General features: G+C 67.7%; 20 protein-coding genes and 1 pseudogene. 12 read left to right on the forward strand and 9 right to left on the reverse strand.

From position 1 onward, the window contains the following. Nucleotides 1–63: 63 nt before the first annotated feature. Entirely contained in the window at nucleotides 64–267 is a 204-nt protein-coding gene (locus KVT45_RS52355) for a hypothetical protein (protein ID WP_217561733.1), read from the reverse strand. A gap of 476 nt (nucleotides 268–743) precedes the next feature. On the opposite strand from KVT45_RS52355, the gene KVT45_RS52360 reads away from it, so the two are divergent. The 6 genes from KVT45_RS52360 (at nucleotide 744) to KVT45_RS52385 (ending at nucleotide 7,704) form a co-directional block, all read left to right on the forward strand. Next, nucleotides 744–1,925, forward strand: a complete 1,182-nt coding sequence (locus KVT45_RS52360) for a hypothetical protein (RefSeq protein WP_217561735.1) — start codon at nucleotides 744–746, stop codon at nucleotides 1,923–1,925. A gap of 438 nt (nucleotides 1,926–2,363) precedes the next feature. Continuing rightward, nucleotides 2,364–2,966 (forward strand): DNA-3-methyladenine glycosylase I, encoded by a 603-nt coding sequence (locus KVT45_RS52365; protein WP_217561737.1) that lies wholly within the window; start codon nucleotides 2,364–2,366, stop codon nucleotides 2,964–2,966. A gap of 188 nt (nucleotides 2,967–3,154) precedes the next feature. Continuing rightward, the gene (locus KVT45_RS52370) at nucleotides 3,155–3,481 is read left to right on the forward strand and encodes an MmcQ/YjbR family DNA-binding protein (RefSeq protein ID WP_217561739.1); all 327 of its coding nucleotides are present in this window, start codon (nucleotides 3,155–3,157) and stop codon (nucleotides 3,479–3,481) included. A 695-nt stretch (nucleotides 3,482–4,176) separates the two neighbouring features. After that, nucleotides 4,177–4,926 carry an SDR family NAD(P)-dependent oxidoreductase gene (locus KVT45_RS52375; RefSeq protein ID WP_217561741.1) on the forward strand — a complete coding sequence of 250 codons (750 nt, stop codon included), beginning with the start codon at nucleotides 4,177–4,179 and terminating at the stop codon, nucleotides 4,924–4,926. Nucleotides 4,927–5,264: 338 nt separating this feature from the next. Next, nucleotides 5,265–6,947, forward strand: a complete 1,683-nt coding sequence (locus KVT45_RS52380; RefSeq protein WP_217561743.1) for a cyclic nucleotide-binding domain-containing thioredoxin-disulfide reductase — start codon at nucleotides 5,265–5,267, stop codon at nucleotides 6,945–6,947. A 124-nt stretch (nucleotides 6,948–7,071) separates the two neighbouring features. After that, nucleotides 7,072–7,704, forward strand: a complete 633-nt coding sequence (locus KVT45_RS52385; RefSeq protein WP_217561745.1) for a TetR/AcrR family transcriptional regulator — start codon at nucleotides 7,072–7,074, stop codon at nucleotides 7,702–7,704. Nucleotides 7,705–7,761: 57 nt separating this feature from the next. Here the strand turns inward: KVT45_RS52385 and KVT45_RS52390 are convergent, their stop codons facing one another. The 3 genes from KVT45_RS52390 to KVT45_RS52400 are packed head-to-tail and all read right to left on the reverse strand — an operon-like array spanning nucleotide 7,762 to nucleotide 10,538. After that, a complete protein-coding gene (locus KVT45_RS52390) occupies nucleotides 7,762–8,769 on the reverse strand; it encodes a zinc-binding dehydrogenase (protein ID WP_217561747.1) in 1,008 nt (335 codons plus the stop codon). A gap of 58 nt (nucleotides 8,770–8,827) precedes the next feature. Continuing rightward, entirely contained in the window at nucleotides 8,828–9,505 is a 678-nt protein-coding gene (locus KVT45_RS52395; protein WP_308311146.1) for an NAD(P)-binding domain-containing protein, read from the reverse strand. A gap of 58 nt (nucleotides 9,506–9,563) precedes the next feature. Continuing rightward, nucleotides 9,564–10,538, reverse strand: a complete 975-nt coding sequence (locus tag KVT45_RS52400; RefSeq protein WP_217561751.1) for a zinc-dependent alcohol dehydrogenase family protein — start codon at nucleotides 10,536–10,538, stop codon at nucleotides 9,564–9,566. A gap of 788 nt (nucleotides 10,539–11,326) precedes the next feature. Between KVT45_RS52400 and KVT45_RS52405 the strand changes: the two genes are divergently transcribed. The 4 genes from KVT45_RS52405 to KVT45_RS52420 all read left to right on the forward strand — a co-directional run bounded on the left by KVT45_RS52405 (nucleotide 11,327) and on the right by KVT45_RS52420 (nucleotide 15,274). Continuing rightward, complete coding sequence (locus KVT45_RS52405; RefSeq protein WP_217561753.1) at nucleotides 11,327–12,181, forward strand: enoyl-CoA hydratase/isomerase family protein; 855 nt, start codon at nucleotides 11,327–11,329, stop codon at nucleotides 12,179–12,181. A 58-nt stretch (nucleotides 12,182–12,239) separates the two neighbouring features. Continuing rightward, the gene (locus KVT45_RS52410) at nucleotides 12,240–13,253 is read left to right on the forward strand and encodes an NADP-dependent oxidoreductase (RefSeq protein ID WP_217561755.1); all 1,014 of its coding nucleotides are present in this window, start codon (nucleotides 12,240–12,242) and stop codon (nucleotides 13,251–13,253) included. 81 nt (nucleotides 13,254–13,334) lie between these two features. After that, the gene (locus tag KVT45_RS52415; protein WP_217561757.1) at nucleotides 13,335–14,015 is read left to right on the forward strand and encodes an NAD(P)-dependent oxidoreductase; all 681 of its coding nucleotides are present in this window, start codon (nucleotides 13,335–13,337) and stop codon (nucleotides 14,013–14,015) included. Between the two features lie 404 nt (nucleotides 14,016–14,419). After that, complete coding sequence (locus KVT45_RS52420; RefSeq protein ID WP_217561759.1) at nucleotides 14,420–15,274, forward strand: MBL fold metallo-hydrolase; 855 nt, start codon at nucleotides 14,420–14,422, stop codon at nucleotides 15,272–15,274. A 134-nt stretch (nucleotides 15,275–15,408) separates the two neighbouring features. Here the strand turns inward: KVT45_RS52420 and KVT45_RS52425 are convergent, their stop codons facing one another. Then, nucleotides 15,409–16,131 carry a hypothetical protein gene (locus KVT45_RS52425; RefSeq protein ID WP_217561761.1) on the reverse strand — a complete coding sequence of 241 codons (723 nt, stop codon included), beginning with the start codon at nucleotides 16,129–16,131 and terminating at the stop codon, nucleotides 15,409–15,411. Nucleotides 16,132–16,214: 83 nt separating this feature from the next. Beyond that, nucleotides 16,215–16,943, reverse strand: a complete 729-nt coding sequence (locus tag KVT45_RS52430) for an alpha/beta fold hydrolase (RefSeq protein ID WP_217561763.1) — start codon at nucleotides 16,941–16,943, stop codon at nucleotides 16,215–16,217. A gap of 287 nt (nucleotides 16,944–17,230) precedes the next feature. On the opposite strand from KVT45_RS52430, the gene KVT45_RS52435 reads away from it, so the two are divergent. Continuing rightward, nucleotides 17,231–18,088: an alpha/beta fold hydrolase gene (locus KVT45_RS52435; RefSeq protein WP_254648639.1), complete on the forward strand. Its 858-nt coding sequence runs from the start codon at nucleotides 17,231–17,233 to the stop codon at nucleotides 18,086–18,088. 13 nt (nucleotides 18,089–18,101) lie between these two features. Here KVT45_RS52435 and KVT45_RS52440 read toward each other — a convergent pair whose 3' ends face one another. After that, on the reverse strand, nucleotides 18,102–20,858 hold the full coding sequence (locus KVT45_RS52440; protein WP_217561765.1) for an AAA family ATPase: 2,757 nt from the start codon (nucleotides 20,856–20,858) through the stop codon (nucleotides 18,102–18,104). Nucleotides 20,859–21,174: 316 nt separating this feature from the next. Between KVT45_RS52440 and KVT45_RS52445 the strand changes: the two genes are divergently transcribed. Then, nucleotides 21,175–21,681 (forward strand): helix-turn-helix domain-containing protein, encoded by a 507-nt coding sequence (locus KVT45_RS52445; protein WP_254648640.1) that lies wholly within the window; start codon nucleotides 21,175–21,177, stop codon nucleotides 21,679–21,681. A 483-nt stretch (nucleotides 21,682–22,164) separates the two neighbouring features. Here the strand turns inward: KVT45_RS52445 and KVT45_RS52450 are convergent, their stop codons facing one another. Next, entirely contained in the window at nucleotides 22,165–22,818 is a 654-nt protein-coding gene (locus tag KVT45_RS52450) for a class I SAM-dependent methyltransferase (RefSeq protein ID WP_217561769.1), read from the reverse strand. Between the two features lie 240 nt (nucleotides 22,819–23,058). Then, nucleotides 23,059–23,202 (reverse strand): annotated as a pseudogene (locus KVT45_RS57360) (esterase); the annotation flags it as partial.

Raw genomic sequence — 23,202 nt, forward strand, 5'->3', positions numbered from 1 at the left:
TTCCACCGTCCTGACGCTATGCGGTACCCGAAATGTCGATCAAGGCCTGTGCTGATCGACATCTCAAACACGGCCTAGAACACGCTGGGCCCTGTCGCGGTTGCCGCACGCCACTTCGCGTTCGGCTTTGATCTCGGCAATCGCCTTGCGGAGCCTGCGCAGTTGCTCGTCGTGGGACTCAAGGAGTGCATCGCACTCGCGGAGCATCTGCTCCATCTCCTGAGCCACCCAGTCCGCCGAGGGTGGGCGGCCATCGTGCTGACTCATGGCGCCAGGGTAGGGGCGTGTCAGACGCCCCGTCTGCCCTTCCGGCGAGGAGGGCAGACACGGTCAGGCAGGTGCCCAGGAAGGCCCGCAGACAGTCAGATTCTCGCGCACATGGACTTCCCGCGGCACGGGGAGCCGGTAGGGGCACGAGACGGCAGGCGGCCTGACACCTGCTTTCTCCACGATTGTTGGTCTTAAGAGTCAGCTGCCTTCCGCGTTGTTCATCCAACCTGGTTTTTCATGAGGCGGACTGCCTCCGTCTGACATGGAAGAGGGACGGTGCAGCCCGGCTTACGCGGCGATAGCGTCGAGATCCTGCGGCGTGGACCGGGCGCCGTAAAAGTCGCAGCTTTCGGGGAACGTTGCTGGAAGCATGGCTGAGTGAGACGCGGTGCGGTCCGCTCCTCCCAGCGGAGCTCTCCCTCACTCGTACGCGCCCGTCGAGACCAGAGCGCTCGGAGAATGTGGGTACGTCGATGACAGCGGAAGTCGGTCCGGTAGACGTGCACGTGTCCACACCGTCGGTCTACCTCGACCAGTGGGTATGGATTCGCCTGGCACGCGCGGCGAACGGAACACCGCGCGAAGCGTCCGACACGGACGTCCTCGCTGCCGTACGCGACGCGAGCGCCGCCGGGGTCGCCTTCCCGCTCTCGTCCACCCACTACATCGAGACCAACAAGATCACCGACCCTCGCCAGCGAGCCAACCTTGCACGGACCATGGCATCGGTCTCGCACTGCCGGACGCTGCGCTCACGACACGTTCTTCTGCGCCACCAGATGCTGCACGCAATGCATGTGAGCTTTGGGCGACCGGCGTTCCGGCCGTGGCCGCCGGAGGCACTCGGCATCGGTGCGATGTGGGCCTTTGCCGGGGAACGTGTTCCGCTGAGCCTCTACGGCCCGTCCGGCAAGGTGGACGCCGGCCCGATTCCAGGGATGCAGGCATGGCTGCGCAAGGTCAATCAGTACGCCGAGTTCCAACTGCTGGCCGGGCCGCGGGACGAGGAGATCGAAGACCTGCGGCGCCGCGGATACCGCCCCGAAGCAACACGTGAGGCCTTCCGCAGCAGGCTCGAGTGGGAGGAGATCTACGTCGGACTGCTCGCGGACGATCCGGTCAGCCGGCACGAACTCCGGGTGCGGGTTCAAGCGCGCGAGATCCTCCACGAACACTTCGATCTACTGAAGGAACTGCTCGCGGAGTACCGTATCGACCTCCACCGCGAGATCGGTCTTGATCCCGCCCGGCCCGAGTCGGGGCGCCCCCGAATGGTCGCCTTCGCCGACCAAATGCCATCGGTCCGTGTCGCCGTGGACCTGAAGGCGGAGCTCTTCCGTAACCACACCAAGGCGTGGACGGTGAACGCTCTTCATGACATCGACGCCCTGAGCATGGCGGTGCCCTACTGCCATGTTGTCGTCCCCGACCGCGAAATGGCGGACTTCCTGTCGCGATCCAGGGCAGGGCAGCGGAACGGCACTCGCGTACTCAGCCGGCTACGGCACCTGCCTGACGAACTGGCTGCTCTCCGGGATCGAGTACGGTCCGATGACGTCGATACGAGCGGCACCGACTGGGTCGGACCTGGTGAACGTTTCTGCACCGACGGGCAGGAGCTGCGCGCCACTATGCCCAGCCATCCGGCTGCCTGATCGACTTCTGAGGATCCGCGGGTTCGCTGCGACGGCCGGTGAGAATCCGGGCAACCGCCGCAGCACCATGACGTCGAACTGATTGTCGCGCGGCCTGTTCGAACCACCACGGGGTTGCCGAAGGCGCGGGTTGTGTCAGGACCACGCGCTATACGTGATGCGGTCCTGATCCGCGCTGGGAAGGATTGGACAGCCAATGAGAGACCCCACAGCCTCGCAGCAACAGGTCACGAACGCCGTCGAGGCCGCACTGCCCTCCCGGGCGTCCCTCCACTGCGAGATCTGCCGTTCAACAGCCGGGTGAACCTTTGCACCATCCGGCGTCGGCGCCTTGGCCCAGTCGCCCAGCAGAGGCAAGTCTCACGACCAGTCCGAGAGGCCTCCAGACCGGATCTCCCCACGGAGCCGGTCCGGCCGAAGCAAACACCGGAGGCGCGGATGAGCAACGACGACGTGAACATCGGGAAGGACGGAAAGCCACGCTGCGCCTGGGCCGGCGATGGCGACATCGCCTACGTCCGTTACCACGACCACGTATGGGGCACCCGCACCTACGACCCGTCCGCGATGTTCGAAGCGCTCACCCTGGGCGTGTTCGAAGCCGGCCTCAGTTGGTCGGTCGTCTTCGGTAAACGGGACTCGTTCCGTAGGGCATTCCGATGTTTCGACATCGCTCAGGTTGCCGCGATGACCGAGCAAGATGTCGACCGGTTGGTGCAGGATGCCTCGATCATCCGCAACCGCAGCAAGATCCAGGCCACTGTGGACAACGCCCGCATCATGATGTCCGCGTCGCCGAGCCTCGCGCACCTCGCGAAGTCCTACGAGAGCAACCGCAAGCGGGCCCCGCGCTCTATCGCCAGCCTGCCGGCGTCGACCCCGTTGGCGGAGGCCTTCGCGAAGCAACTGAAATCGCAGGGATACCGCTTCGTCGGCCCGACCAGCGTGTACGCCTTCATGCAGAACGTCGGTGTGGTCAACGACCACGTCCACGGCTGCTTCCGGGCGACCGACTACCCCAGCGCGGTCCGGAGCCGTTGAAGCCGGCGGTCTGGCTTCCTCCGAAGAGCAGTTGCCGATCATCGACGTCCAGATCGCTCTATCGTTCGCGTGTGGATTTCCGTCAGGCTCCACGGGAGTGTCGGTGGCGATGGCGCCGTCAAACTGGACGCGCCACATCGGGCGAAGCTGAGTAGGTTGAGCGTGTCAGCTATGGAAGCGAGGTAGCCATGACCATGGATGACGTCAGGGAGCTGGCGCTTTCTTTCGCTGGAGTCAGCGAGTCGCGTCCGTTCGCCCCGGACCGAGTGGTGTTCAAGACCGCGGCGAACAACAAGGTGTTTGCCATCCTCAGCGGCCACGAGTTCCCGGACGACCAGGTGACAGTCAAGGCCGATCCGCAGCGGGTGGCCGAATTGCTGGAACGCTTCGAGGCAGTGCACCCAGCGTACAAGCTGAACAAGCGACACTGGGTCAATATCTCGTTGGCCGGTGACGTCCCGGACGAACTGATCCAGGAACTGATAGGGGACAGTCACGACCTGGTCGCACCATGAGCCATGAGCGGTATGCATTCAGGAATTACGCTCTGGATCGATGGGCCGCGCCCTGAGGGAAGCGGGCCCGATTCAGCCGAGATGTTGCACCAGCGGTGCCTGACGACCTCGTGCTCGGCCAGCCTTGGCTCGGCACCGAGGCAGCTGATGGAACTGGGCATGACGGGGCTTGCGCGCGCAGCTGATCGTGGCGGAGAACCGGATCGCCGGGGCGTCGCCGATGTTGGTCGCTGAACTCGTTGCCGAGGCAGGGCCGTTGTGGCACGAACAGAATCCGGCGCGCCTGACGGCTTTGCCGTGGCAGCGGGTTGTGGGAGCCGACGCGAACCACAAGTCCGTCTTCGGCGACCGAGTGCCGGCCCCTTCTCTGCGTGCACCAGTCAACTGTGCGTGGGGCCGTCAGGCCGATTTCGTATCGCCCGCCCGCCGAGCCTGCTGCAGACGTCCGACGGGTCGCAAAGCCACCCGCGGCGAGACGGTCCGGTTGGCGGCGGCGATCTCCGCAGGCGAGCGTCCTCCGGTTGCCATACCCCGCTTCGGGTTCTTTACTAAGAAGTACAAATCCTAGCAAACCATGCGACCCGTGAGGCGGGGCGGTGGATTCCGCTGCCGATGAGGGTCTGGTTGCCGCATGCCGAGGTGCTCGGCTTCCAGCGGGTCTCTGGTCGAGTTGCCGCAAGGGAGATGTGGACGCCATGGGACAGCTTGATGGCAAGATCAGCCTGGTGACTGGCGGCTCGTCCGGGATCGGTCTGGCTATAGCCCGTCGGTTCGTCGCCGAGGGCGCCACCGTGTACCTCACGGGCCGGCGCAAGACCGAGTTGGACACGGCTCTGGAATCCCTCGAGGGACGGGCCATCGGCATACAAGGTGATGTCTCGCATCTCGACGATCTGGATCACCTCTTCGCAATCATCCAAGGCGGCAGCGGACGGCTGGACGTGGTGGTCGCCAACGCCGGCGGCGGCGGACTTTCACGACTGGGGGAGATCAGCGAGGAGGAGTACTGCTCGACCTTCGATATCAACGTCAAGGGGACGATCTTCACAGTCCAGAAGGCGCTGCCTCTGCTGCCGGACGGGGCCTCGGTCATCGTGCTGTCGTCCACCAACGCGTCGATGGGTGTCCAGGCCATGACGGTCTACAGTGCCACCAAGGCCGCCATTCGCAACCTGGCGCGCACCTGGGCCGCCGAACTCGCAGGGCGCGGCATTCGGGTCAATGCCCTCAGCCCGGGACCGATAGAGACCCCGGGCATCCGCGGTCTGGGCAGCCCGACAAGGGACGAGCACCAGCTGGCGGACAGTCTCGCCGACGAGATTCCCCTCGGCAGGATAGGACGCCCCGATGAGGTCGCGGCCACAGCCGTCTTTCTCGCCTCTGACCAGAGCTCCTTCACCACGGGAGCCGAACTCTTCGTCGATGGCGGTCTTGTCCAGGTCTGAATATGGCCGCCATATGTGGCTAGCCGCGAAGAGAGGCCAGAGTGCGCATTCGCCCGCCTGCTGGCGGGGGCCCTGCCCTCTTCGATGCCTCTGGCAAGAATCAGCCCGTCAAGGACTGGGTGGCAGTTTCCCAGGCGCAGGCCGACCAGCGGCTGTGTTTGGCCGAGATCGCGTTCAATAGCCTCATGCCGAAGCCCGAGCCCCGTCGGGGGCTCTGGTCCGTGCCCGCCCACGTGTGGCGCACGCCGGGGCGGCGGCCTCATCGGGTGACGGCTGGCGCGTCACTACAGTGTCGGGCAGGCTGCTGGTGGAGTGCCCTCGATCCAGAGGAGCTGATCATGCCCTCTCGACAACCAGGCCGCCGAATCTGGGGCGACAGGGCCTATCCTCGCCTTGCAGAGGACCAACTGTCCCGACTTTTCGAGTTCGGTGTTCCGCAGAACATCCTCGAAGGGCAATTCATATTCCGGCTGGGAGATGACAAGTATGACCTGGTGGTCATCGAAGAAGGTCAGCTTGAAATCATCAGGGAGGCAGGGCCAGGCTATCCCGAGGAGGTGATTGTCACTTTCGGCCCCGGAGAATTCATCGGCGAACTCAGCATCCTCACGGGGCAGTTCGTCTATCTCCCTGCCCGCGCCGCCACCGACGGCCGCATCTATAGAATTCCGCCAGACCGGTTTCGCCTGTTGATGGAAACCGAGACGGTACTCTCCGACATCCTGATCGCCGCCTTCAGGGCTCGGCGTGAAATTTTGATGGAGTCTGCCTCGCATGCCATCGAGGTTATAGGAAGTGCTACCTCGGCCGAGTGTATGGCGCTGCGGTCGTACCTTGAACACATGGCACTTCCATATCGCTGGACGGACGACGCAACCCCCGATGGATTGCTGCTGATGAGGCTTGCTTCACTTGCCGCAGATGATTTGCCTGCCGTTCTCCTTCCGGGGCGTTCGCTGCGCAATGCCACACCCGGAAGCCTCGCGACGAATCTGGGACTTTCGCATGAAAGAATCAAGGACGAAGAGATAGACCTCGCTGTCATCGGGGGCGGCCCTGCCGGGCTGGGTGCTGCGGTGTACGGGTCATCGGAAGGACTTGGAACCGTCCTTCTTGACGCGGTGGGTCCCGGAGGGCAGGCAGCGGCAAGTTCTCGCATCGAGAACTACCTAGGATTTCCCAATGGCATCAGCGGTGCGGAACTGACCCGTCTTGCCGCCGTGCAGGCGTTGAAATTCGGGACTCGCCTCTACTCGCCTTCGCGTGTCGTGGACCTCCAGCCCCTTGCCGGCCGGATAAGGATTTCCCTGTCCGATGGCACAGATGTTCTTGCGCGCGCCGCGATCATCGCAACCGGTGCTCGCTATCGGTCTCTTCCGATCGCCCACTGGAAACGCTTCGAAGGTGCGGGAATCTATTATGCCGCGACTGAGCTGGAAGTCCGTTCGTGTGCAGGTAGATCGGTGGCTGTGCTGGGAGGGGCGAACTCTGCAGGCCAAGCGGCTCTGTTCCTGGCTGGTAAATCAATTGCAGTGAACATCATCCTGCGGGGCGACAACGTCGGGGCGCGCATGTCCTCCTACCTTGTTCGCCGCCTCCTGGCTGACCCGCGCGTTACCGTGCATACGTCAAGTGAAGTGACAGCGCTTGAGGGGGGAGGCTCCCTGGAGGCAATCACGATCAGAAATTCCGCCACGGGTGTCGAAACTCTGCTGGGTTGCAGCGGGCTTTTCTGTTTCATAGGTGCAACACCGGCCACGGATTGGCTAAATGCAGCCTGCGCAGCCGACAAGGACGGGTTCATATACACCGATGTGCACATTGCTGACGAAGAACTGGGGTCGTCATGGCATGAACTGCAGCGCTCCCCTCTTCCCTTTGAAACGAGTATCCCCGGTGTCTTTGCCGCAGGCGATGTCCGGCATGGGTCAATGAAGCGTGTGGCCGCCGCAGTCGGCGAAGGGGCCTCTGCCGTTTCTTCCGTCCATCGGGTCATAGGAGTTCCCGGGGTGCCTTTGTGAAGGTGAGCGCGGCAGGTGGCGCAAGCTGGGGAGTCCGGGTGAGCCGGTGCCAGAAGCCGCGAAACAGGTTCGTACTGCCCTGCTTTCTACCTGCAATGCCTCGCACGCGGCGTACAGTTTTCTCATGGCCCGGCCTCGGCAGTTCGACGACGAGGAGGTTGTTCGGGCTGCCCGCGACCAGTTCTGGTCCCATGGTTACGACCGAACCTCCATCGACGACCTGAGCGCTGTCACCGGTTTGGGACGCGGAAGCCTGTACGGGGCATTCGGCGACAAACATGCCCTGTTCCTTCAGGCACTGGACAGCTACAACAGTGACGCGATCGGAGCCTGGCGTTCGGCGCTGCGCGGCCCGGGACCGGCCCTGCCCCGGCTGGAACGCCTTGTATGCGACATCGCCGAAGCGATCAGCAGGGACGTGGAGCGGCGCGGTTGCATGATGGCCAGGAGCGCCACGGAACTCGCCGCAGTCGACAAGAGCGTTGCCGAGAGGACTGCTGCCACGGTCCGCGGGCTGTACGGCGAGCTGTCGGACTGCATCGCCCGGGCTCAGGAGGAGGGCTCGCTGGACGCCGACGCGGACACGGACGGGCTCGCCAGCCTTCTCCTTGCTGTGCTGCGAGGGCTGGAGGCCCTGGGCAGGGCGGGAGCGGTCGCGGAAGTTGTCACCGGGGCCGCCGAACAGGCTTTGGCCCTTCTGCCCCGCACTTCGCCGAAAGGGCGGGCGCCCGATCGGCGGGAAGACAGTTCAGTGTGACCCGGTCCTTGCCCGGACAGCCCTTGGGTTTCACGATCACCAGCAGCGCAGGGGCGCTTACCAGGGGCTGATGAGGACGGTGCCGACCTTGCCGGGCCGTTGGGCGTGCTCTACGGCCTTTGCCAGGTCACCGAGACCGTAGGTGCCGGCTACGTCGAACTGGTCCTCGGCCGCCATGGCGATCAGCTTCGCGGCGGCGACATCGGATGCCTGCCTGTCGGGGGAGATGTCTGAGATCCAGTGGCCGACGGTCTTGCCGCGGAGCGTCAGCGATTTGTGCAGCAGCATCGACGCGGGCAGTGAGATCGGCTCCGCTGCCATCTGCCCGTAGCAGATGAGCGTTCCGCCCGGCGCGAGCAGGTCCACAAGGCTCTCGGCGAGTTTCCCGCCGATCGGATCGAGTGCCACGCTCACCGGACGGCCGTCGACCGCGCCGCGTACGTCATCGGCCCAGCCCGCGTGCTCCGTCGTCACCACCGGCACGTCCGGGAAGCGGTTACGCAGTTCCGCGGCTCCTCGCTCGCTGCGGACGACGTTGACGAGGGAGATGTTGTGGGCGAGGCTCACGGCGGTCAGCAGCCGTCCTACCGATGAGCCGGCGGCGGTCTGCAGCAGGACGCCGTCGTACCCGATGGAGGCGTGTGCCTCCGCCTCGCGGCGCAGCATCACGGCGGTGATCGGGTTCACCAGCATCTGCGCGGCGACCTCGTCCGACATTCCTGCCGGTACGGCGACCACCGCCCGGGAGGCCGCCACGATCCACTGGGACCAGGCGCCCGGGTGCGGGAAGACTGTCACCCGCGCGCCAGGCTCGACCCCGGGCGCTACCGGGGTGCCCGGGCCGACGGCCTCCACCACGCCGGTGGCTTCGATACCGGCCGGGACCGGTTGTCCGCTGCTGCCTCGATACGCCTCGACGGCTTGGAGATCGCCGGGGTGAACGGGGAACGCGGTGACACGGACGAGCACTTGACCGGTCTGCGGCGCTGCCGGCTCGGGCTCCTCGACGACGGTCAGGACGTCGGCGGGCGACCCGCCGCGGGTGTAGATGACACGACGGCTCATGACGCTCCTCCTGTGTGTGCTCGGCGTGCGTGGCCGGAAGCGCGCGAGGTCCGGGTTGTCAGCCGGCATCCTGAAGCAGGAAGTGCCGTGCGCTGAGCGGGCCGTCGAGTTGCATCAGGCGCCCACCCTCCCGCAGACCGCCAAGGTCCAGGGCGGCGAACCCGAACTGGTCCAGCAGAGCGGCGACGGCCGCCTTCGCATCGGCATCGTCGCCCGCGTAGAAGACCACCTGACGGCCTTCCTCGTGCTGGGGGTCCGCGGCGATGAACGCGGCGAACAGGCTGTTGAAGGCCTTCACGATCCGCGCTCCGGGAAGGCGCTCGGCGACCCATTCGCTGCCCGTGAGGTCGCCGACGTCGTACCGGCCCCGCCAGGGGTTGGCCGCCGCGAACTGATTCGTCGTGTCGATGACGATCTTCCCGGACCAGTCGGTGAGGCCGGTCAGGTCGGGTACGGCGAAGAACGGCACCGCGAGGAAGACGAGGTCCGGCTGCGCGGCCTCCTGCGCTGTCACGGCGTGGGCCTTCGGCCCAAGTTGCTCCACGACCGCCTTGAGTGTCTCCGGGCCCCGGCTGTTGCCGAGGAGTACCTCATGTCCGTGCCGGACGGCCTTGTCGGCGACGGCCTGTCCGATCTCTCCCGCGCCGAGAATTCCGATGGTGCTGTGTGCGGCCATGCTGCCCGTCCTTGATCGTGTGCCGGGGCCGTGCCAGCGCCCCGGCAGCGGCGGTGTGATCGGCTCCGGCCGCTTACTGCCGGCGTGGTTCCGGCTTCGGCGGCAGGTGCGGGGGCGCCTACGCGCGAAGCGGGTTGAAGTCCAGGAGGACCTTGCCGTGCTCCCGGAAGTACGCGAGCGCCTCGGGAAAGTCCGCCGCCTTGTAGACGGGCGCGGAGGGCAGGACGAGTCTTCCCTCGGAGACCAGCTGCGCGGACTCCGCGGTCAACGCCGGCAGCCGGGGCAGGAATTCGTCCTGGTACATCCAGAACTCCGTCGTGGTGATGTTCTTCGTCCTCAGCACGTCCGGATCGGGTGTGAACGGCTGGCCGCTCAGGTACCCGTAGATCGCCAGCAGGGCGCCGTCGGTCAGTACGTCCAGCAGCAATGCGGTCGCCGTTCCGCTGACGCCGTCGAAGCCGAGGAGTACCGGATCGGACCCGATGGCTTCCCGCACGCGCGCGCCGGCGTCCGCGGAGTCGACCACCACGATGTCGGCGCCGAGGTCACGGAGTTCGTTCACGAGTTCCTTGCGGCGCACGATGTTGATCGTGCGCAGCCCGCGTTCCTTGGCGAACACGATGACGGACCGGCCCACCCCGCTGTTGGCCGCGTTCTGCGCAACCCAGGAACCGGCCGGAAGGTCGCGCAGGCCGACCAGGAGCCCCGCGGTGACGGGATTGATGGTGAGCATCGCCGCCTGCTCAAGACTGATGGACCTGTCCACGACGGTCAGGTCCGCTGCCTCGGCCACGACCTGCTCGGACCAGGAGAAGACGCCGAAGGGAAGCAGGACTCTCGCTCCGGGGCGGACCTCCATGACGCCGGGCCCCACGGATATGACCGTGCCGACGCCCTCGTTGCCGATGACGGTGGGCAGCTCAGGGCGTACGGGGTAGATGCCCTGTGCCAGGAGAAGGTCGTGGTGGTCGAGCGGGGCGTACTCGACCTGGATCAGCGCCTGTCCAGCGGCGGGAGCCGAGGGCTCGGGCAGGTCCGCCACCTCCAGGCTCTTCTCCGGCTCCCCGAACTGGGTGAGTTGGATGGCGAGCATGGGACACGACTCCTTGCTCCGTCGATTTTCGAGACACCGCTTCGGACACCGACCTAGCCCTGTCCCCGAGGTTTTCCACGGCCGCATCCGGCCCGGTCCCGCTCCGCCCGCGAGGGGAACGGGGCCCTCGGCGATGAACCGGCGGGCTGTAGCCAGGCCCACCTCAGGGGACTCGCTGAAACGCAGCACGCGGCGACGCGCTAGCCCGTGGCCAGCCACTCTGCAACGCCCCGCCGTCGACGGAATGCTCCGCCGCGCCACGTCGTGGACCGCTTGGTGCCGCCCGATTTGTACCTCCCAGTAAAGAACCCTCACCGGGGCGCCGCAACCGGAGAGGACTCAACCTGCCCGGTACCGCAGCTCCAGTCACTGAAGTGACGCAAGCCGTACCGGGTGTCTCCATGGACGGGCGCGCGCTGCCGGTCGGACGACGGGGCTTGACCGAGGACGTGACTGCTCGCCGCGTACCCGCTCTGCCAGAGCGGCGTTCTCGGCCTGCGCCATCAGCTCGTTGCGCGAGAGACGCGCTGTAGGAAGCCGCCGTGGCTCTTGCGGATCTTGCGCGAGGCGGTGCGTGGTACCAGCTCCCTGCTGGCGCCGCCCTTCTCCGCCTGTGAGTGCCCCATGTCACCCTCCGCCTTTGCTATCGGGACGTTTTCCATCGTTCCTGCTGGTCACGGGGTGTCGGTGTGCTGCTGTGCCGCCCAGCCGTTCTGGATGATGTGTATACTCCAGAATCTGGATGATTTAAAAAATCCAAAAGCCTCGGTGGCGAGAGGAGAGCAGTGATGAACGAGATCCAGATCGACCACGGGCCGTTGCGCGTCGTCGAGGAGTCGCCTGCCTACTGGCGGGCGGTGTTCGACAGCCCACCTCTCAACCTGGTCGGCAGGGCTGTGATCGAGGATCTGTACCGCCTGCTCGCCCGGATGGACGCGAGCGAGGAGCTGCGCGTCGTCGTCTTCGAGAGCGCGAACCCCGACTTCTTCCTCGCGCACTACGACATGAGCGGCGACACCGCGGACGTCGTACGCCGGGCGGGCCGCAGCGGCCTGGGCCAGCCCCACGACGTGCTCCTGCGCCTGGCCGAGCATCCGGTGGTGAGCATCGCGAAGATCCGCGGACGCGCACGCGGCATCGGCAGCGAGTTCGTCCTGGCGTGCGACATACGCTTCGCCTCCCGCGAGAACACCCTCCTGGGCCAGCCGGAGGCCGGCTCGGGAGTCATCCCGGGGGCCGGCGGCACCGAGCGCCTGCCCCTGCTGGTCGGCCGCGGCCGCGCTCTGGAGATCATTCTCGGATCCGACGATTTCGACGGCGAGACCGCCGAACGCTACGGCTACGTCAACCGCGCCCTGCCCGACGCCGAACTCGACGACTTCGTCGACTCCTTCGCCCGGCGCATCGCCTCCTTCGACCGCCGCCCGCTCGCAGCCGCCAAGCGCCTGGTCAACCAGGTCTCCCTGCCCTCGGTGGACCGGCTTCTCGATGGCCGCCGTGCCTTCAGCGAGGCTCTCACCTGGCCCGAGACCCACAAGAGACAGGCCGCGCTGTTCAAACGCGGCATGCAGCAGGAGGGCGACCTGGAGGACCACTTCGGCGCCCACCTGGCCGACCTGCTCGGCGACGACGTCGAGGACTGAGCCCGGCCGAGGCAGCCGCAGCCCTTCTCCGCACCCCCCACTACGCCAAGGACCCCGCATGCCCGTCTCCAACCGCGAATGGCAGCTGACCACCCGCCCCGTCGGCGAGCCCACCGCCGAGAACTTCGCCTTCACCACCGTCACCGTGCCCGACCCCGGCCCCGGCCAGGTGCTGGTGCGCAACACCTGGCTCTCCGTCGACCCCTACATGCGCGGCCGGATGAGCGACCGCCGCTCCTACACCCCGCCGTTTGCGCTCGGCGAGACCATGACCGGCGACGCGGTGGGCACCGTCATCGCCTCGCAGGCCCCGGACGTACCCGTCGGCGCGACCGTCAGCCACTACAAGGCCTGGCGCGAGTACGCGCTCCTGGATGCCGAGCACGTCAAGGTGGTCGACACCGCCCTGGCGCCCCCGCAGACCTACCTCGGCCTGCTCGGTCTGACGGGACTGACCGCCTACGCCGCGGTCATCGACGCCGCGCCGGTCAAGAAGGGCGATGTCGTCTTCGTCTCCGGCGCGGCCGGCGCCGTGGGCTCGGTCGCCGGACAGTTCGCCAAGAAGCTGGGCGCGGCCAAGGTCATCGGCTCGGCCGGTGGACCCGAGAAGGCGCGCCGCGTCGTGGAAGACTTCGGCTTCGACGCCGCCATCGACTATCGCGCAGGCGATGTCCTCGGCCAGCTGGCCAAGGCCGCTCCGGAAGGCATCGTCGTCTACGTCGACAACGTCGGCGGCGGGCACTTGCAGGCCGCACTGGTCGCGATGAACGACCACGGGCGGATCGCGCTGGTCGGCGCCATCTCCCAGTACAACGCCACCGGGCCGGTACCCGGCCCCTCCGCCCTGCCGCTGGCCATCGGCAAGCGCTTGTCACTGCGCGGCCTGATCGCCTGGGACCACGCGGATCTGCTGCCCGAACTCACCCGCAACGCCTCGGCATGGCTCGCCGACGGCTCCCTGCGCGCCGACGAGACCGTGGTCGACGGCATCGAGCATGCGCTGGACGCACTGCTGGCGATGATGCGCGGCGCCAACACCGGCAAGATGCTGGTCCGCCTCGCCCAGGACTGACCCTCCACCCCGCTGCCCCCGGCAGGCGCATGAGCGACCGGGGGCGACATGCGGCACAACGACTCAACGCAGGAGAACCAGATGGACATCGGCATCTTCGGAGCAACCGGAGTGATCGGCCGGGCCGCCGTGGCGGAGGCCCTGGAACGCGGGCATCGAGTAACCGCGTTCACCCGCGACGAAGCGCGCATTCCCACTGCATCGGGTGAGGTCACCTGGCGCGTCGCCGATCCCGCCGACCTGCCCAGCGCCCGGGCGGCCATAGCCGGACTGGACGTGGTACTCAACACCATCAGCCCCGGGAGCGACATCGCGGACCAGATCGCCCACGCCGACGTGCTGCCCGCCGTCGCGCGCACGCTGTTGACCGCACTGCAGGACCGCCCGGCGACACGGCTGCTTGTGGTCGGCGGGGGCGGCAGCCTGGAGCTCGCCCCCGGACGGCGGTTCATCGACGACCCGGCACTCGACCGCACCGTGGCCGAGGTGCTCAAGGTACCGGCGGAGTACAGCAAGGTGATCCTGGCGCAGGCCGAGGTGCTGAAGCTGTGCCGACTGTCCGACCGGAACTGGACCTACCTGAGCCCGTCGGCCGCCCGGATCGCGCCGGGCACGCGCACCGGTCACTACCGCATCGGCGGCGACCAGATGATCCAGAAGCCCGAGGGAGAGAGTGGGATCTCCGCCGAGGACCTGGCCGTTGCGCTGCTGGACGAGGTGGAGATCCCCCGGTACATCCAGCGCCGCTTCACGGTCGGCTGAGCCGAGCAGCATGACGTCCGGCCCGGCGGTCAGACGCGTCGCCGCGCCGACACGACGCCCACTGCCCGCCCCCGGCCGGTAGACCTGTCCCCACGCCACCCAACGAGGCGCGTCAGGGCCACGTTCCCGGCCGCGCGTCCGCAAGGTCCGCGGCGCTGGTGGCGGGAGGGCCGGAAGCGGTCCACACCGCTCTTGGCGTCTACGGCTGCTTCGCGCTGATGTCCTCCGGATGCCGCCCGTACGGGCACGCAACAGATTTGGACCTGTTGAGGTTCTCGGCCTGGCAGGTCACGGAAGCCGTCGCGGGGCCCACAACAGGACAGGTTCGCCGCCCACCCGCCGACTGCCGCCTCCCGCAGTTCTCCGTAGTCCACAGCAGTTCTTGATCAGGAAGGAACCCCACCATGACCAGTGACACCGGTCTGGACATCCACGTCTACGTCGCCCCCATGCGGCCGGTCCCGAACCCGGACGCCGAAGCCGCCGGGGTCAAACCCATGTGGTCCCCGTGCAGCAGCACGCTCGTCACCAGCGAGACAGAAGCCCTTCTGGTCGACGCCCTCATCACATACGACCAGGCCGACGCACTGGCCGAGTGGATCAAGGGCTTCGGCAAGAACCTCGTCGGCGTGCTGTTCACTCACGGACACTCCGACCACACCTTCGGTCTCACCAGGCTGCGCGAGCACTTCCCCGGCCTGCGCGGACTCGCCACGAGGGGCGTCCTGGAGCGCACGCAGTTCGAGAAGGCCAACATGGGCCCCTACTGGCAGGGAGTCTTCGGCGATCAGGTCCCCGGCGACCCGGTGCTGCCGGAGCTCTTTGAAGGGGATTCGATCAGCCTCGACGGCCACCAGCTGTCCGTTCTCGACGTCGGCCAGGGCGACATCGAGGACTCCACGATCCTGCACGTGCCGCAGCTCGACGCCGTTGTCGCCGGTGACATCTGCTACAACCAGGTCCACATGATGACCGCCTTCACGGACGACGAGAAGCGGGAGGCGTGGATCGCGAACCTGGACAGGATCGCGGCCATGAACCCGAAGACCGTCGTGTCGGGCCACAAGCGTGTCGACGCGCCCGACACACCCGACACGATCGAGCAGAGCAAGCAGTACCTGCGTGACTGGGGCCGAGTGGCCGCCGAACAGGAGACCGCGGAGGGCATCTTCACCGAGATGATGAAACTCCACGGCGACCGGGACAACCCGTACACCCTGCTCCTCTGCGCGCAGTTGACCGTGCAGAATCGCGGCTGAGGCCTGTCCCGCGGACCACGGGCGGAGCCGGACCCGGATCGCCTGGTCGCGATCGTGGGCGGCCCCGCCCGTGGTCCGCGGAGAGCCGGGCCTGGCAGACGGGAGCGGAGGGCAGCCTCAGTCATCAGCGCTGGTCAGACGTAGTGGACGTCGCTCAAGTCGATACTGACCATGATGTGGTCGTGGTCGGGGCGCCCGTCGGGCCGGCGTAGGTACGCGCGACGCTTGGTGGGGAACTTGATTCCGTCGGCCTCGTCGATGTCGTAGACGTACTGCGCGGCTGCGAAGCCGCCGGCGATGTCGACGTGGTAGTCGTGGCGTCTGAGGAGAAGGTCGTCCCCGAAGTAGAAGTCCTGGACGGTGCTGTGGCTCGCGATGTCGTCCGGGAAGGTGACCCGCAGGTGGCGCCATCGCTCGCTCGGCGACTCGGTCCAGGGTTCCGCCTCCTCCACCCCCATGCCTTTCATGGTCGCGAAGAAGGGCGTGGTGAGATACGTCCACAGGGCGTAGCCGTTGAAGTAGGCGCGGTCCAAAGGATCCCAGGGAGTCTCCAGGGCGTGGCCCGTGAACGCCTGCCGTGGGTTGAGCCGCTCGGCGACGACGGTGCCGTCGGTGCGTTCGATCGCGATGCGGTCGGGCGTGAAGTCCGTGTGCTGGTCGGGAGCCCCGAAGGGAAGTACCGAGGCGTGCTCCTCGTGCAGGCTGACGGTCATCCGGCGCGGTTCGAGGTCCTGGGGCAGACCCTTGTCCGCGAAGAGTTCCCCGTCACTGACGATGGTGGCGGTCACCGTGGTGAAGCGGTTCCACTGCTGCAGGCCGCCGTGAGCTTCGAGGGCTTCTGAAAGTAGATCGGTCATTTCGCCTTCATGTCCAATGGTCCGGCGCAAGCTTTGAGTGTCCGTCAGGAGGTCTCCGGTGTCCTGACGCCGCGCGTCGGGTACTACCGGATTTCGTCGAGTGCTCCGACGATCACCCGGGCCACTTCGTCCGCGTGGGTGAGCGCGATGGCGTGCGAGCCGCCGGCGATCTCGGTGACGGTCGAACCCATGCGCTGGGCCGCGGCACGCTCCGCGTCGGGGTTGATCGCGTGGTCGGCCCCGGCGACGACGAACCAGCTCGGCAGCCGCTTCCAGCCCGGCTCGACCGCCAGGGGCTCACCGAACGCCACATCGGCGGCGGGCCGTTGGCTGACCGCGAGCACGGCCGCCTCGTCGTCGGGCAGGTCCGCGCAGAACACCGAGTGGAAGCGCTCCGGCTGGATGTAGAACTCCGTGCCGGTCTCCTTGCCGATCGGATACGTGCGCGGGAGCAGGGAGCTGTCCAGCTCGGCGGGCGGGAAGGCCTCGTTCGAGCCGAGGGTGGACACACCCTCGTCCACACCGAAGGAGGCGACGAAGACCAGTCCCGCGGCGTTCTCCGCCTTGGCGGACGCGTAGGTGATCACCGGACCGCCGTAGGAGTGGCCGACCAGCAGGGCCGGGCCGTCGATCTGGGCGACGACGCTCGCTATGTACTCGCCGTCGGAGGTGAGGCCCCGCAGGGGGTTGGCCGGTACCACGGCCGTCACGTCCGCTGCGCTCAGGCGGGACACCACGCGGGACCAGCTCGATGCGTCCGCGAACGCGCCGTGTACGAGCACCACGGTGGCAGACGATGCGGGTGACGTCATGGTCGTATTCCTCTCGCTTCCTGCGGCGGCCCTGGCCTGCGGAGCGGGCCCCGGGCCAGGGCGTGGGCGGGCGCCCCTGTGCGGCAGGGCGCCATCAGGACCACGGTCCGGCAACAGGCGCCTCGTGGCATCCCGCGCGGTCCGTAGTCCGCAGCCGACGTGATCCCGTGTGCTGCGGAGCACGTGATCGCGCCCTTACCGGCACAACGCATGACACGGGATTACGCGCTGCTGGAAGGGCGAGAAACATCCGCGGTGCCGCACCCCCTCGACCGAAGGAGCAGTCGATGCCCAGCATGACCTTCCGATGGAGGCGTACCGTCTTCCCGGCTACCGCCCTCGTCCTGGCAGCCTCGGTCGGCCTCATCCCGCTCTCGGCCTCCGGAGCGGACGCCGCCCGCCCGGAGCACGCCACCACCAAGCCCACGATCGTGTTGGTCCACGGTGCCTTCGCCGATGCCGGCAGCTGGGCACCAGAGGTGACCAGACTCCACGATCTGGGGTACACCGTGTACGCCCCCGCCAATCCTCTGCGGTCCCTGTCCGGCGACGCCGCCTACATCAAGTCGTTCCTACAGACCATCGACGGCCCCGTCGTCCTGGTCGGCCACTCCTACGGCGGCGCCGTCATCACCGAGGCCGCAGCAGGGCTCGACAACGTCAAGGCCCTGGTCTACGTCGCGGCCTTCGCGCTCGACAAGGGGGAGAGCGCGGCGACCGTGCTGCCGGCGGACAAGTACCCGGGCTCGCTGCTGACCCCCGACAAGCTGGTGGTCCGCGACTACCCCGACTCCTCAGCACCGGGCGGCACCAACGCCGACCTCTACATCAACCCCGGTGACTTCCGGTCGATCTTCGCCAACGACAACTCCTCTGCCGGGGCGACCGAACTCGCCCTGACCCAGCGTCCGCTGTCACAAAGCGCCTTCGGCGAGCCGCTCGGCGTACAGCCGGCCTGGAAGACCATCCCCACCTGGGACCTGGTCACCCTCGACGATCACGCGATCTCGCCCGCGGGCCAGAAGTTCATGGCCGCCCGAGCACATGCGAAGACCACGACGATCCGTGCTGCCCACGACGTGAGCCTCACCAGGCCGGACGCCGTCGACAAGATCATCATCGACGCGGCGACATCAAACCGCTGACCGATGGCGCACCTTACGCCGAGATGATGTGATCCCGCTGGTCGGACAGCTCGCGCCGGGAGTGGATGCCGAGTTTCCGGAACACCTTGCGCAGGTGGTGGTCCACTGTGTGCACGCTCAGGAAGAGGCGGGATGCGATCTCCGCGTTCGTGGCCCCGCCGGCCGCCAGGCGGGCGACACGTGCCTCCTGTGCAGTCAGATCATTGCCTCCGGCGGATGTGTTCGCTCCGGTCTCGACCGGATCGCCGGCGGCCGCCAGCTCCTCCGCGGTTCTGGCGGCGTACCCGCCGGCCCCCATGGCATCGAACAGCTCGTAGGCGATCCGCAGTTCGCGGCGGGCCTCCCCGGCCCTGCGCTCCCGGCGCAGCCACTCTCCGTACAGCTGACGGCTGCGTGCTCTGCGCAGCGGCCCGCGCGTGTTCTCGTGATGCTCGATCGCCTGCAGGTGCAGTGCCTCGGCCGACGAGGGATCCGTGGTGGTCAGTGCCCGAGCCCGGGCCAGGTCGCCGAGCAGGCTCGGGACGGGGGTCCGCTCGGCCAGTCGGGACAGGCGCTCCACCAGGTGCGTTGCCTCGTCCGCCTTGCCGCAGCGGGTCGCCGCCTCCACCATGTCGACCATCGCGAACTTGAGCTGGGACGTGTCCCAGACGTGTTCTTCCAGACTGCGGTACGCCTCGAGATACCGGCTCTGGCTCAGCTCGACCGTGCACCGGGCGTAGTCGCAGAAGACCAGCTGATAGCCCTGGCCGGTACGGGCGGCGTGTTCTCGGACGGCTTCGGTCAGGGTACGGGCCGCCTCGAACCGGCCGCGCCACGCCGCGATCAACAGGGCGCCGAGGTGCAACTGCGAGCCCCGTGCCTCCTCCAGCGCGGCACGCTGGTCGAACAGGCGCTCCGACTTGGCGAGATGGCCGGCGACCAGCTCGGACAGGGCCGTGTAACTGAGTGCCAGGGCCATCGGGATGACCGCGCTCCGGCGCCGGGCCTCTGCTTCAAGGCCCCAGCCGAGGTCGTGCAGGGCGATGTCGTCACCGAGGACGGTGGCATGCGGGCAGGCCGCGGCCAGCCACTGGAAGAGTTCGGGAGCTGTCGGCACCTCGCGCCGAATCGCCTCGATGGCACGCTGCAACTGCGGGCCGGCGGTGTCCAGCCCTTCGAGATGCAGTGTCGTGTCGGCCTCCAGCACCAGATCTCCCGTCGTGACCGGCGTCCCTGCAGGCAACGGCAGGGAACGGACGGTCTGGGCCACGCTCAGGCGTGACGCCCCCTGTGGCGCGAGCGGGCCGCTGATCTGGGTCTGGACGAGGGCCTCGACGAGCATGTCACGAGCCGTACGGGCATCTACCGGGCCCAGCTCCCGGGCGGCGGTCAGCAAGGCGTCGGTCGCCGCGGCCGGGAGTCCCGTCAGCCGGTGGATCCGTGCCTGAACACGCTGTACCGAGGCGTTGTGCCAGCGGTCCCCACGGTGGGCGGCCGCTTCGTCGAGCAACGCCTGCGCCCTGCCGGGCGAACCGGCCATGGCGGCGGCCTCGGCCGCCCCCAGAACACGCCGGGACCGCGAGGGTGACTCGGACGTCAGGAACGCGCCTCGCGCCAGAAGCGCCGAAGTCCCGGTCCAGTCACCGCGGTCGCGGGCGCGCTCCGCAGCGCGTTCCAGCTCTCGCGCGACGCTCTCGTCGGGGGTGGTCGCCGCTGCCGCGAGATGCCAGGCGCGCAGATCGATCTCGCCGCGGTCTCCGGCGATGTCGGCAAGGACGGTGTGCACCTTCGCGCGCTGTACCAGCGGAGTGCCGTAGTACACGGCCGAACGAATCAGCGGATGGCGGAACTTGACCGTGTCCCGGATCGACAGCAGGTTACGCTCCTCGGCAGCCATCGCGGCGGACGCGTCGAAGCCCAGCGCCGGACCTGCCCGCCACAGCACGTTAGGGTCGCTGGTCGGATCGGCGGCCGAGGCCAGCAGCAGCATTCGGGTCTGCGCGGGTAACGTCGACGCCTCACGCACATAGAGTCGTTCCAACGTCCGGCCCAGCGGGATGGGCTCCGGCAGCGGCACCTCACCACTGAGTTCGGGGGCTTTCAGCTCTCGGGCAGCCTCGATCAGAGCAAGCGGGTTGCCCTCCGTGGAGGCGACAATGCGTGCCCGGACGCAGGGGTCGAGGACACCGGGGACCACTGACTCCAGCAGCTCGCCGGCTGCCTTTGGGGGGAGACCGCCAACGGTCAGTTCGGCCAGCCCCGCCAGGTGGTCGATGCGGCCGACCCGGTCGCGGGACGCGAACACCATCACGACCGAGTCGGCGTACAGACGGCGGGCCACGAAAGCGAGTACCACGGCGGACTCCTCATCGAGCCAGTGGGCATCGTCCACCAGACACAGCAGAGGCCTGTCGTCGGCCCGCGTGGTGAGCAGCCCCAGTGAGGCCAGCGCGACGAGGAAGCGGTCGGGCGGGCTCATCCGCTCCTGCAGCCCGAAGACCTGACCGAGCGCCTCACGCTGCGGGTCCGGCAGCTTGGGCAACTGGGTCAGGCGGGCCCGCAGCAGGTGGTGCAGTGCGGCGAAACCCAACTCGGCCTCGGACTCCACGGCGTCGAAACGCATGACCTCGAGATCGCTGCCGGCCATGACCTGGACGTCATCGAGCAGCGCGCTCTTGCCGGTCCCGGGCCCGCCCCGCAACACGAGGACCGCACTCATTCCGTGCCGTGCGGCCTCGAGAGCCTCCGCCAGCCGATCGCGTTCCTTGTCTCGCCCGAACAACTCGTCCACTGGTCAACCCCAAGGTGCTCGAGGGCTGGCATGCGCAGCCCCCTGGCGCGCGTGAGTCCGATCACCGGACCTAAACCCCATCCTGGCCGGGATGGGAAGCCTTGTCCAATTGCCAGGGCACTTCCAACTCGCCAGACGGCGGTCAGAGTGAATCGCAATGATCAGGACTGCGGAACTGCGTCGCCGGTTCCGGCCGGGCGCTTCGCCGGTTCGGTCGGGGTGCCCCGATCCTTGGATCCAATCATTGGACTCAAGGTGTCTTCTGTGGTTTCATGACAAGGTGTTGCCCAGTACTTACGCACATCAGGACTGCTCGTTGGCGCGCGCGCTCGAGGTGGTGGGCGAGCGCTGGACGCTGCTGATCATGCGAGACGCCTTCTACGGCGCCCGCCGCTTCAACGACTTCTCTGCCCACCTCGACGCCCCCCGGTCCGTGCTGAGCGCCCGGCTGACCGCCCTGGCCGACGCCGGCCTGCTCGAACGCCGGCCCGACCCGGAGCACGGCAGGCGCCAACTGTACGAAGTCACTGACAAGGGGAAGACACTGTGGCCGCCGCTGTACGCCCTCCGCACCTGGGGCGAGGCCTATGCAGCCGATGACCGTGAGCCCCGCCGGATGTTCACGCACGCCGACTGCGGCGAGCCACTCGACCCCACCGCACGCTGTGCTGAGTGCGGTGTGATCCCGGAGCCGCAGGACGTCATGGTGATTCCCATGGAAGCCCCAGGGGAAGGAGCGCGTACGGATCCGGTGGCCATGGGGCTGCGCGAGCCTCATCGCTTGCTCGATCCACTGCCGGGAAAGCAGACCACGGGCGACTGAACGGCCATGTGGCCGTCCTCATTCCTCGAACCGCGGGCTGTGGTTTCGCAGCGGGACAGCGAGGGCTGAGGGACAAAGGGTTCCCTACCCACGAAGGCCACAGGGCGTGCGCCGCCATGAACGTCGGCGCATGCTGTGGTCTTCGATCAGTCCCGCCCGCCGCTGTGGGCCGCCGTACAGGGTGAAGCTCACGTGTCCCGGGGTGTGCCCGGGGAGAGGGGTGCCTCGATCCCGGGGCTGGTTCGTCGCCGGTGTGCAGGTCGTGCCCCGAGCGGGCCATGTTGGCAGATCACTACGTGCACTGGCGCAACCAGAACGCACGCAATCCAGGCGTCCCGGCCGTGCAGCGCCGAGCGCGCGCCCGTGTCCGCAGCGAGAACGGCATCCGCTGGGGCGGCCGTCCTCTCAACCCGGCGATCTGACCGCCCGCCCCGTGATCGTCGGCGGTCCGGCCGAGCGGCCTCACCTCGGTAATGAGCCCCGTCAGGGCGTTTCGGGCTTGCGGGCCAGGTGGCAGGCGTGCGGTCTGTTCACGCGCCCGCCGGGCTCCTGTTCCAGTCTCGCGGTGACGACGAGTCCGGCCTGCTCCAGCAGGTCGACCATGTGGTCCAGGGGCAGGAGGTACGACTCGTAGGACACCGGACGGCCATAGCCGCGGGTCGGCTGCAGCCGCTCATTGCCGACATAGTCCCCCCAGAGCAGGTAGCCGCCGGGCGCGAGCGTGCGGTGGAACTCGGCGAACACGTCCGGCAGCCACTGTGGGGGCGTGTGATGGGTGGAGTACCAGGCCAAGATGGAGCCGAGCTCGTCGTCCCTCATCTCCAGCGCGGTCATCGAGCCCTCGGTGAACCGCAGGTTCGGATAGGCGTGCCGGGCCAGGCCGACCATCTTCGGCGACAGATCGACGCCGAAGACGGACACCCCCAACCCGGCCAGGTGCGCCGTCACCCGTCCGGGGCCGCACCCCAGGTCCGCGACCGGTCCCAGACCGGCCGTCCGCACCAGTTCGGCAAACCCCGCCAGCATCGCGCGTGACAGCGGGTCCAGCTCGGCCGGAGGCGGGACGCGTTCGACGTAGTCGGTGGCGACCGTGTCGTACGACTCGCGGACGGCGGTCAGAAAGGAGGACTCAGCCATGCGGGCGACCCTAGGCCAGGCAACTGACAGACCATGGCACGACCTTCAGCCGACCCGCGCGACATCCACCGCTGCCGACACCCGGCCGTCACGCCACGCCGGTGATCGTTTGCGGTCACGGCGCTGGTTCGGAGAAGGTGCCGATGGCCTCGCAGTCCGGGCAGGTCGTACCGCGTGCGGACTTCGCCGAAGAGTGGCTGTCATCCCGTGAGCGAGGGCACAGCCGTCCGCAGCCGGGCGTCAACTTCCGTGCAGAGCCCTCCTGATGGCGTCGGTTGCGATGCGGCGTGCGATGTCGGTGGCGTGGCAGTCGCGGAGGCTGGCGAGCATGAGGAAGTCGTGGACCCTGCCGAGGACGCGTACGGCGGGGACGGGGACACCCGC

The organism is Streptomyces sp. GbtcB6 (assembly GCF_019091475.1).
Lineage (GTDB): Bacteria > Actinomycetota > Actinomycetes > Streptomycetales > Streptomycetaceae > Streptomyces > Streptomyces hyaluromycini.

What these genes read in the sequence shown, in the direction of transcription:
- KVT45_RS52355 (WP_217561733.1), bottom strand. Translation starts at nt 267, where the DNA reads ATGAGTCAGCACGATGGCCGCCCACCCTCGGCGGACTGGGTGGCTCAG.
- KVT45_RS52360 (WP_217561735.1), top strand. Translation starts at nt 744, where the DNA reads ATGACAGCGGAAGTCGGTCCGGTAGACGTGCACGTGTCCACACCGTCG.
- KVT45_RS52365 (WP_217561737.1), top strand. Translation starts at nt 2,364, where the DNA reads ATGAGCAACGACGACGTGAACATCGGGAAGGACGGAAAGCCACGCTGC.
- KVT45_RS52370 (WP_217561739.1), top strand. Translation starts at nt 3,155, where the DNA reads ATGACCATGGATGACGTCAGGGAGCTGGCGCTTTCTTTCGCTGGAGTC.
- KVT45_RS52375 (WP_217561741.1), top strand. Translation starts at nt 4,177, where the DNA reads ATGGGACAGCTTGATGGCAAGATCAGCCTGGTGACTGGCGGCTCGTCC.
- KVT45_RS52380 (WP_217561743.1), top strand. Translation starts at nt 5,265, where the DNA reads ATGCCCTCTCGACAACCAGGCCGCCGAATCTGGGGCGACAGGGCCTAT.
- KVT45_RS52385 (WP_217561745.1), top strand. Translation starts at nt 7,072, where the DNA reads ATGGCCCGGCCTCGGCAGTTCGACGACGAGGAGGTTGTTCGGGCTGCC.
- KVT45_RS52390 (WP_217561747.1), bottom strand. Translation starts at nt 8,769, where the DNA reads ATGAGCCGTCGTGTCATCTACACCCGCGGCGGGTCGCCCGCCGACGTC.
- KVT45_RS52400 (WP_217561751.1), bottom strand. Translation starts at nt 10,538, where the DNA reads ATGCTCGCCATCCAACTCACCCAGTTCGGGGAGCCGGAGAAGAGCCTG.
- KVT45_RS52405 (WP_217561753.1), top strand. Translation starts at nt 11,327, where the DNA reads ATGAACGAGATCCAGATCGACCACGGGCCGTTGCGCGTCGTCGAGGAG.
- KVT45_RS52410 (WP_217561755.1), top strand. Translation starts at nt 12,240, where the DNA reads ATGCCCGTCTCCAACCGCGAATGGCAGCTGACCACCCGCCCCGTCGGC.
- KVT45_RS52415 (WP_217561757.1), top strand. Translation starts at nt 13,335, where the DNA reads ATGGACATCGGCATCTTCGGAGCAACCGGAGTGATCGGCCGGGCCGCC.
- KVT45_RS52420 (WP_217561759.1), top strand. Translation starts at nt 14,420, where the DNA reads ATGACCAGTGACACCGGTCTGGACATCCACGTCTACGTCGCCCCCATG.
- KVT45_RS52425 (WP_217561761.1), bottom strand. Translation starts at nt 16,131, where the DNA reads ATGACCGATCTACTTTCAGAAGCCCTCGAAGCTCACGGCGGCCTGCAG.
- KVT45_RS52430 (WP_217561763.1), bottom strand. Translation starts at nt 16,943, where the DNA reads ATGACGTCACCCGCATCGTCTGCCACCGTGGTGCTCGTACACGGCGCG.
- KVT45_RS52435 (WP_254648639.1), top strand. Translation starts at nt 17,231, where the DNA reads ATGCCCAGCATGACCTTCCGATGGAGGCGTACCGTCTTCCCGGCTACC.
- KVT45_RS52450 (WP_217561769.1), bottom strand. Translation starts at nt 22,818, where the DNA reads ATGGCTGAGTCCTCCTTTCTGACCGCCGTCCGCGAGTCGTACGACACG.